The organism is Paenibacillus tyrphae (genome assembly GCF_000722545.1).
Classification (GTDB): Bacteria; Bacillota; Bacilli; order Paenibacillales; family NBRC-103111; genus Paenibacillus_G; species Paenibacillus_G tyrfis.
In genome coordinates this window covers 131,671-140,427 of record NZ_JNVM01000019.1, presented here as the reverse complement: position 1 = coordinate 140,427, position 8,757 = coordinate 131,671, and the positions used below count along the sequence as shown (strand labels likewise).

The 8,757-nt window shown below is 51.3% G+C and carries 5 protein-coding genes and 1 rRNA gene; all 6 read left to right on the top strand.

Annotated features, from left to right (window positions below):
• The first annotated feature begins 28 nt into the window (after positions 1–28).
• The 6 genes from rrf (at position 29) to ET33_RS23295 (ending at position 8,722) form a co-directional block, all read left to right on the top strand.
• A 5S ribosomal RNA gene (rrf, locus tag ET33_RS23320) occupies positions 29–145 on the top strand.
• A 304-nt stretch (positions 146–449) separates the two neighbouring features.
• The gene (locus ET33_RS23315; RefSeq protein ID WP_036687489.1) at positions 450–4,040 is read left to right on the top strand and encodes a family 10 glycosylhydrolase; all 3,591 of its coding nucleotides are present in this window, start codon (positions 450–452) and stop codon (positions 4,038–4,040) included.
• A 560-nt stretch (positions 4,041–4,600) separates the two neighbouring features.
• Positions 4,601–5,398 carry a tyrosine-protein phosphatase gene (locus ET33_RS23310; protein WP_036687487.1) on the top strand — a complete coding sequence of 266 codons (798 nt, stop codon included), beginning with the start codon at positions 4,601–4,603 and terminating at the stop codon, positions 5,396–5,398.
• Between the two features lie 54 nt (positions 5,399–5,452).
• Entirely contained in the window at positions 5,453–6,208 is a 756-nt protein-coding gene (locus ET33_RS23305; protein ID WP_179223612.1) for a YveK family protein, read from the top strand.
• Positions 6,192–6,872 carry a CpsD/CapB family tyrosine-protein kinase gene (locus ET33_RS23300; protein ID WP_036687481.1) on the top strand — a complete coding sequence of 227 codons (681 nt, stop codon included), beginning with the start codon at positions 6,192–6,194 and terminating at the stop codon, positions 6,870–6,872. Before ET33_RS23305 ends, ET33_RS23300 begins: the two co-directional genes overlap by 17 nt.
• A 20-nt stretch (positions 6,873–6,892) precedes the next feature.
• Positions 6,893–8,722 (top strand): polysaccharide biosynthesis protein, encoded by a 1,830-nt coding sequence (locus tag ET33_RS23295; protein ID WP_036687479.1) that lies wholly within the window; start codon positions 6,893–6,895, stop codon positions 8,720–8,722.
• Positions 8,723–8,757 lie beyond the last annotated feature (35 nt).

Here is an 8,757-nt window from a genome sequence, read left to right as displayed (position 1 = left end):
TGTTTCGTGGCAGAAACATCGATATCCGTTTGGTGATGATGGCGGAAGGGAACCACGCGTACCCATCCCGAACACGACCGTTAAGCCTTCCAGCGCCGATGGTACTTGGACCGCAGGGTCCTGGGAGAGTAGGACGTCGCCAAGCACAGAAGAAGAACCTCAGCTGGGGTTCTTTTTTTGTGTTTTCTTTTAGCCGTAGCAGAAAATTGTCGAAAGCACGTTTTATGTGCCTCGAAATAAAATTTTACGACAAATAAATTTGTTGAAATTATATTTCCGAGCGTCTATAATGAGTTGTGATTGAGCGTTTGTCATTATGTGGAAGTTATTTTTGTTTCCAAAACTTGACACGTACATAACATATAAAGGGGAGGGATGCGAGCTGATCGAGAAGGAATTCGGCAATGGTAAGGAAATTTGATTCATTATCAGGCTGCGGAGGGGATTCGATGAAAGGTAAAGGCTTAAGTAAAAATGGAATCGCTTACATAATTATTTTGTTGCTCGTTAATATGATGTTTCCTGCGGTACATGGGGATACTAATTTTGCTTATGCGGAAGAAAAGAACGGAGCTGGATCTCTGACGACCAGTTCCTCCATATCGATTGAGGATTTCGAGAATGGGGCAAACCTTTATGCCTCTTCGGCCAGGGCGAATGCGGTCACCTTGACGATGTCCGGAAGACCAGGCCCCGTAAGAAACGGATACCGCTCCGGGGCGCTCGCTTATGATTTTACCGGGACTCTTGGCACCTCTGCGGCCTATATTAATTTTAAAGATGCTGATGGCTCAGCCGGGCGCACGCTGGAAGGGTCCCCACAAATGCTCGGCGTGTGGGTATACGGGGACGGAAACAATCACTGGCTGCGTGCCCAGCTTCAAGATGCTTCCGGTAAAAAGATAACAACCGATTTTACGGGAAGCGGCGGGTTAAGCTGGACCGGCTGGAAATACGTCACGGCATCTGTTCCTGCGGGTATGCAGCTGCCTATGAAGCTAACCCAAATCTATATCGTCGAAACGAACGACAATAATAAAAACGGAGGCACCTTGTATTTTGACCGGCTGAGCGCTTTTTATGCCGATTTAAATATGTATGCGCTGGATTTGCGCGGCCTGACACCGATGAAAAGTGGAGATAGCATGCAGGCTAAGGTGTACGGAACGTACAGCGGGAGTACGGAGCCGGTGGAAGTCACGGGTGGGGTCGTTTATGCGAGCAGCGATCCAACCATAGCGACGATCAACGAGTCTGGCCTAGTCAAGGCGCTGCAGCCCGGGACGACGACGATCTCGGTCACAGCGGCTAACGCGCCACAAGCTCTATTCTCCCTAACAGTGACCGCGGAGGCTTCGATGCCGCGAAGCATTGAGCTATCGGCATCCGGCACGTTGACGGTTGGCGATAGCGATACGGTTAAAGTATTTGCCGCGTATCCATCCAATAGCGAGCCAATAGAGATCGTCAGCGGCGTTTCCTACCTAAGCAGCAATCCTGAGGTGGCAGCAATCGACACGACCGGGAAGCTCAAGGCGATGAAGGACGGGGAAGTTGTCATTACGGCGAGCTTCGGCGGCCAGACCTCGAGCTACACGCTTACGGTGAAAAAGCCGACGCCTATTTTGCAAAAAATTGAGCTGGCCGAAATCAAGGCGATGAACGTAGGACAAACGCAGCAAGCCAAAGTAAGTGCTACCTACTCCTTGATGAACGAACCGGTCGACGTTACAGGAAATTCGGCCTATAAGAACAGCAATCCCGAGGTAGCGCGGATTGATTCGAACGGTAACATATCGGCATTGAAAATAGGAGCCACGCGAATTACGGCCAGCTACGGGGGAAAATCCAGCGATAAAATGCTCATCGTCAACCAACCGGCCGCTATGCCGAAACGTGAGCTGAGAGCCGCTTGGATTGCCTCGGTGGAAAATATCGACTGGCCGAAAAAAGGAGTCGTGACGCCAGAGGAGCAGAAGCGCGATTTTGCTCAGATGCTGGATGAGCTTCAAGCCCTTGGAATGAACGCCGTGATCGTACAGGTGAAGCCGACGGCCGATGCGTTCTATCCGTCGAATTATGGGCCGTGGTCGGAATGGCTGACCGGCGTTCAAGGTAAAAATCCCGGATATGATCCTTTGGCTTTTATGGTTGAGGAAGCTCATAAGCGGAACTTGGAGTTTCATGCCTGGTTCAATCCTTACCGGATCAGCATGCAGGACCAGATCGATAAACTGGTGGCGGACCATCCGGCCCGGCAGCATCCGGATTGGGTCGTCGCCTACGGAGGAAGGCTGTTGTATAACCCCGGGATTCCGGCGGTGAAAGATTTTGTGATCGGAAGCGTGCTTGAGGTGGTGAAAAACTACGACATCGACGGAGTTCATATGGATGACTATTTTTATCCATATCCTACAGCCGGCGTCGATTTTCCCGATGAAGACACGTATCGACAATACGGCGGACAATTCGGCAATAAGGCCGATTGGCGGAGAAACAATGTCAATGGGCTTGTACAGCAGTTGAGCTCGGCAATCCACCGTGAAAAAAGTCATGTCAAATTCGGCATAAGTCCTTTTGGAATATGGAGAAATAAAGCGGATGATCCGACAGGCTCCGACACGAACGGCTTGCGGAACTATGACGATTTGTATGCGGATACAAGAACTTGGATACAGCAAGGCTGGCTGGACTATATTGCTCCGCAAATTTATTGGAACTTCGGTTACTCGCCGGCCGCCTACGAGAAGCTGATCGATTGGTGGACCAAGGAAACGCAAGGGAAGAACGTACACCTGTACATCGGGCAGGCGCCTTACCGGATCGGCTCGGCGGACCCGGCTTGGCAGAAGCCGGACGAACTGCCTAACCAGCTTGTATTTAACCGCAACTTTGAAACGATCCGCGGCAGTATGTTTTTCTCGGCCAAAGATTTGCTTGCCAACCCGCTCGGGTTCGGAAACCGGCTGAAGCAAGACTTGTACCCGCATCGGGCGCTTATACCCGCTATGCCTTGGTTGGATGCGCAGGCGCCTGCGACGCCGGTTCTGCTAGCTGCGGTACGCCAAGAGGGCGGAGTGGAGCTGAGCTGGGAAGGCAGCGGTTCACGGGATGAGGCCTATTATGTGGTTTACCGCTTTGAGGGGAAGGAAGTCCCCGGACTGGAGCATCCCGAGGCAATTGTCGCAACGGTACGCAAAGTTGGAAATGTCACCGTGCAGAAGATCGTAGATCCGATAGCGGCTGACGGAAAAACGTATACTTACGTGGTCACGGCCAGCGACAGATTGCATAACGAGAGCGCAGCGAGCAATAAAATAACGGTGGCCAACGAGACGGACCGGGAAGCGCCTGTTACGACGGCGAAGCTGGAAGGGGAACGGAGAGGCGGCTGGTTTATATCCGACGTGACGCTAAAGCTGACGGCAGTAGACGAACAGTCGGGCGTCGAACGGACGGAATACAGCCTGAACGGCGGAAGCCAGTGGCAGCTTTACCGGGACCCGCTGCTCATCAACAAGGAAGGATCGCACACGGTGTCCTTCCGCTCCACCGATAAAGCAGGCAATACAGAGCCGCCGCAATCGGTTGTCGTCTCCATCGACAAAACGCCGCCGGTTGTACAGTGGACCGGTGCAGGCGAGTATACGGTCGATCAACGGGTATTGGTCGTTTGTACGGCCACGGATACGGTTTCCGGCGTCGTGTACAGCTCTTGCGGCGGGCCGCTTGTCGATCAGCCGGGATATAAGCTCCCGCTTGGAACAGGCACTGTGACGGCCACGGCCCAGGATCAGGCAGGCCATACGACGGTCACCTCCGCAACGTATACGGTACAGGTTACCTATGGGAGCCTTGCGAACGTGACGCGCCAATTGGTGACAGGACCAGGTGGTCATGGCGTAGTCAATGCGCTGGTGAAAAAGCTGGAGCACAAGCAAATTCACGCCTATATCCATGAAGTTTCGGCATTAAAGGGAAAAAAAATCCCGGCAGAGCTAGGAGATTTGCTTATTCGTTTGGCGCAAGCTTTAAACTGAAAATCAAGGGCATCCGGCATTCAAGAGCTGGGTGTCCTTCCTATTTCTGGGCCTTAAGGGCAGCAAAAAATGTGTTCAATGACCCAGACATAGTTCGTTTTGCAGGGAGGAGCGCCTAGGCTTATGTTTTTCCAAATTACTCAAGCTATTGGGTGTTTTTACCTGTAGTCAATCTAAAGTCCCAAAATCGACCAAATTTTGTATTCCAAATATACCCAAAAGGGTGGGGGTCATATTTTTTTAAAAATCCTCGCGAGGCCTTTTGATGAAAGAGCTTTTCTCCATTTTCATGAAAAACAAAAACGCTTTCATTCTTTAAAAAACTATGAATGTAAATTTATGTATATATTAAATAAAGTTTATACAATAGGTTACATTTAATGGGTAAAAGCTTTTTTAAATTGTATCATTTATTACATTAAGAGCCTGTTAAATCCTGTATCCATAATTGAAAAATAATCATTTTTAACTAATCAAATACACAACTCTGTTCCCTCATCGTTCGCTTTGAAAATGTGCCATAATTTATCATAGTCGGGATAAGCGGGAGGAAGCAGACATTGATCGACATACATAGTCACGTTCTTCATGGTTTGGATGATGGTCCTGCCAGCTTGGAGCAGTCGCTTGAGCTCGCTCGCTTGGCTGTTCAAGAAGGGATTTCGACGATTATCGCCACGCCCCATCATCGAAAGGGCAGCTACTGTAATCCTGCACAAACTGTCGAAACGGCGGTGTCGTTTTTTCAGGAACAGCTCGTGCGGCACCAGATCCCTTTAACGATTTGCAGCGGTCAAGAGATTCATACTCACCCGCAGTGGCTTGACGATTTTTATGCCAATCAATTGTTGACTCTGAACGGTTCGACCTACATCTTGATCGAATTCCCGTCGTCCAAGCTTCCCGAACGGGTCGAGGAGATCCTTCACGAACTTTCGATTCGAAACTTGACGGCGGTTATCGCCCATCCGGAACGCAATAAGGAAATCGCGGAGCAGCCGGACAAGCTGCTGAAGCTGATTGAACATGGTGCTCTGGCGCAAGTGACTTCCCATTCCATAACGGGTTATTTCGGCCCCCAGGTCCGTTCGGTTGCTTTAGAGCTATGCCGAAGAAATCTGGTGCATTTTATCGCGTCGGATGCACATGATGCCATTCGCCGCCCGTTTCATTTGCAGCGGGCCTACGGCATCGTGACTGAAATGCTCGGAGGTGATTACGTGAAGTATTACCAGCATAATGCGGAATCATTGCTCAAGGACCGGAGCTTTGAGATTTGGAGACCGGTTCGGCAAGTTCGCAGGAGCTTTTTCTTTATCCAACTACCGCTTTTTTTTAGGAGGAATCGTTCGTTATAAAGAACAATCGAAAAAATCACATCAAACGAAAGCGAGGATCTGTATAACGTGACCATGGATTTCGATTTAAAAGCGGTGATGAGCATATTGCGCAAACGTCTATGGCTGATTGTTCTCGTCGTCGCAGTTAGTTGTACGGCTGCCGGTATCGTGAGCTATTTTTTCATGAAGCCCGTGTACGAAGCTTCGACAAAGCTGATTATTAACTCGTCGCCCGATCAAGCCGGTTTTGTGAAATTGGACTTAAATTCCGTAAATACGAATATTTCGCTTGTTACGACGTACAAGGAAATTATTAAGACCCCGGCCATCATGGACATTGTCACGAAGGAGCATCCTGAGTTCGGCATGACCTCCGAGCAGTTGATCAGCAAGATCAAGCTGAGCTCGGTGAACGAGACCCAAGTGCTCACCATCTCGATTCAAGATTCGTCCTACGAGAAGGCGGCTCATATCGTCAATGCCGTGTTCCAGGTGTTTCAAAGCCAAATTCCGAAAATCATGAAGGTCGATAACGTGATTTTGCTGAACCAGGCCGATCCGGCCAAGCAGTCCTTGCCCGTAAAGCCGGACCCGGTATTGAATATTGCGATTGGTTTTCTAGCTTCGCTCATGCTTTCTATCGGGCTCGCCTTTTTGCTGGAATATATGGACGATACGATCAAAACGGAAGAGGACGTCCAACGTTATCTGGGCTTGCCGACGCTTGCTTTAATTACCCAAATCGACGAACAGGACCTGGAAACGAATAAAGGCTCCTTGTCTTCCGAGCGAAAGGTCGGTGAACTACCGAATGTCCAAGTCCGCTAAGCGGCGTCCCGTCATTGCGCACAGCCATCCCAAATCGCCCGTCTCCGAGTCGTATCGGACGCTGCGTACGAATATCCAGTTCTCATCCGTCGACCGGCTGTGCCGGACGTTGATGGTGACGTCTTCCAGCCCGATGGAGGGGAAATCGACGACAATTAATAACCTGGCTGTTGTATACGCCCAATCGAATAGGAAGGTACTGCTGATCGATGCCGACCTGCGCAAGCCGACGGCGCATCATACGTTCCATCTATCCAACCGGTACGGACTGACGGATGTGCTTACCTCTCAATGTACGCTTGAGATGGCCGTCAAAGTAACGGATATCCCGAACCTGGAAGTGATGACCTCGGGTTCCATTCCTCCAAATCCGTCGGAGATTCTCGCTTCGCAGAAAATGACCGGGCTGCTCGAGGAGCTCCAGCAGCGTTATGATATCGTGCTGCTCGATACGCCTCCGGTGCTTGCGGTCAGCGACGCGCAAATTATAGCAACCAAATGCGACGGCGTCATTCTCGTGGTCGATTCCGGGAAAGTCAAACGGGACTTGGTGCAGAAAGCCAAAAATTCGCTGGAGTTCGTGCAGGCTAACCTCCTGGGCGTCGTACTAAACCGAATAGCCCGGCCATCCGGCAATGCCTATTATTACTATGGCAACGAATAAAACCTGTGGGAGGAAGAACGATGAATTATTCCAAAAGAACGGGAATTTTGGTAGCAATCGATCTCGGTATGGTATGGCTTAGCGTCTACTTTGCCTTTTACTTCTCGTATAAAAACGCCATTCCCGCCGATCAGATGCAGCTGTGGCTGCTGTATGGGACGATTTCTTGCATCGTGAGCACGGCGTTTATGTTTCTCTTCAAGCTGTACAACCGGATCTGGCAGTATGCGAGTGTCGGCGAGCTGATTTCGATGACGAAAACGGTGGCGGTCAGCAGCTTGGTATCTTACTTGGCGACAAATGCGATCTCGGCCCACCCGGTTTCGTTCACGATAGCCCTGCATACCGCCGAAACGATGTTGCTGCTGCTCGGCGGCAGCAGGTTCGTATGGAGAGTGTTCTGCGACAAGTTCGGAAGCAAGCGACAAGGGGCCGACGAACCGAAGAAGGCGCTCATCGTCGGAGCCGGAAGCTGCGGAATGCTGTTTGCCAAGGAGCTGAAGAGCAACGAGGCTTACGATACGATGCCGTTCGCATTCGTCGATGACGATCCTTATAAGCAAAAGCTTCAAGTGTACGGTCTCTCTGTACTGGGCGGTCGTGAACAGATTCCGGCGATTGTCGAAAAACACGGCATCGACGAGGTCATTATTGCGATGCCTTCGGTATCCAAGACGCAAATCACGGACATTATTAACATTTGCAAGCAAACGAAAGCCCGGCTGAAAATTATTCCTCATCTGCAGGAAATTATCGCAGGCAAAACAACCTTAAACCAAGTGCGCGACGTGCAGGTGGAGGATTTGCTCGGCAGAGATCCGATCAAGACGGATTTGGACGGCATCGCCAATTACGTGGAAGACAAGATCGTCCTCGTTACGGGCGCCGGCGGCTCGATCGGTTCGGAGCTGTGCCGACAGATTGCCCCTTTCCGCCCTCGGAAGCTGCTGCTGCTGGGACATGGTGAAAACAGCATTTATACGATTGAGATGGAAATGCGCCGGCTTGCGCCAGAGCTCGAATTGGAGACGGTCATTGCCGACGTGCAGGACCGGACGAGGCTGGAGGAGATGTTCAGCCAATATCGCCCGCAGGTGGTTTTCCATGCGGCAGCTCATAAGCATGTGCCGTTGATGGAGCGGAATCCTTCCGAGGCGGTCAAGAATAACGTATTCGGTACGAAAAATGTCGCCGAGTGCGCCGATCAGTTCCAGGCGGAGCGGTTCGTCTTAATCTCCACGGACAAGGCGGTCAATCCGACGAGCGTGATGGGGACGACGAAGCGGATCGCCGAAATGTTCATTCAAAGCTTGGACAAGCAGAGCCAAACGAAGTTCGTCGCCGTCCGCTTCGGCAACGTGCTGGGCTCCCGGGGCAGCGTCATTCCCCGGTTTAAAGATCAGATTCAGCGAGGCGGTCCGGTGACGGTCACCCATCCGGAGATGGTGCGCTACTTCATGACGATCCCCGAGGCGGTTCAGCTTGTCATTCAGGCGGGCGCCTTTGCCAAGGGCGGCGAGGTATTCATTCTGGACATGGGCGCGCCCGTGAAAATTTACGATCTGGCGGCCGACTTGATCCGCTTGTCCGGCTTCGAGCCGAATGTCGACATCAATATCGAGTTTACAGGCATGCGGGAAGGCGAGAAATTGTACGAGGAACTGTTAACGAACGAAGAAGGCATCACCTCGACGATGCATGACCGGATCTTCATTGGCAAGCCGATGAACATCAACCGGACGGAGCTGGAATTCGAGATCCGCAAGCTGGAGAGAGTGCTGGGCAAAGGGCAGCAGGAAATTCGCGAGGTGCTCAAGCATCTGGTGCCTACGTACAGCAACGTTTCCTAACCGGTCCGGAAACGACCAGACCGTTCCCGGGATTC

What these genes read in the sequence shown, in the direction of transcription:
- ET33_RS23315 (WP_036687489.1), top strand. Translation starts at nt 450, where the DNA reads ATGAAAGGTAAAGGCTTAAGTAAAAATGGAATCGCTTACATAATTATT.
- ET33_RS23305 (WP_179223612.1), top strand. Translation starts at nt 5,453, where the DNA reads ATGGATTTCGATTTAAAAGCGGTGATGAGCATATTGCGCAAACGTCTA.
- ET33_RS23300 (WP_036687481.1), top strand. Translation starts at nt 6,192, where the DNA reads ATGTCCAAGTCCGCTAAGCGGCGTCCCGTCATTGCGCACAGCCATCCC.
- ET33_RS23295 (WP_036687479.1), top strand. Translation starts at nt 6,893, where the DNA reads ATGAATTATTCCAAAAGAACGGGAATTTTGGTAGCAATCGATCTCGGT.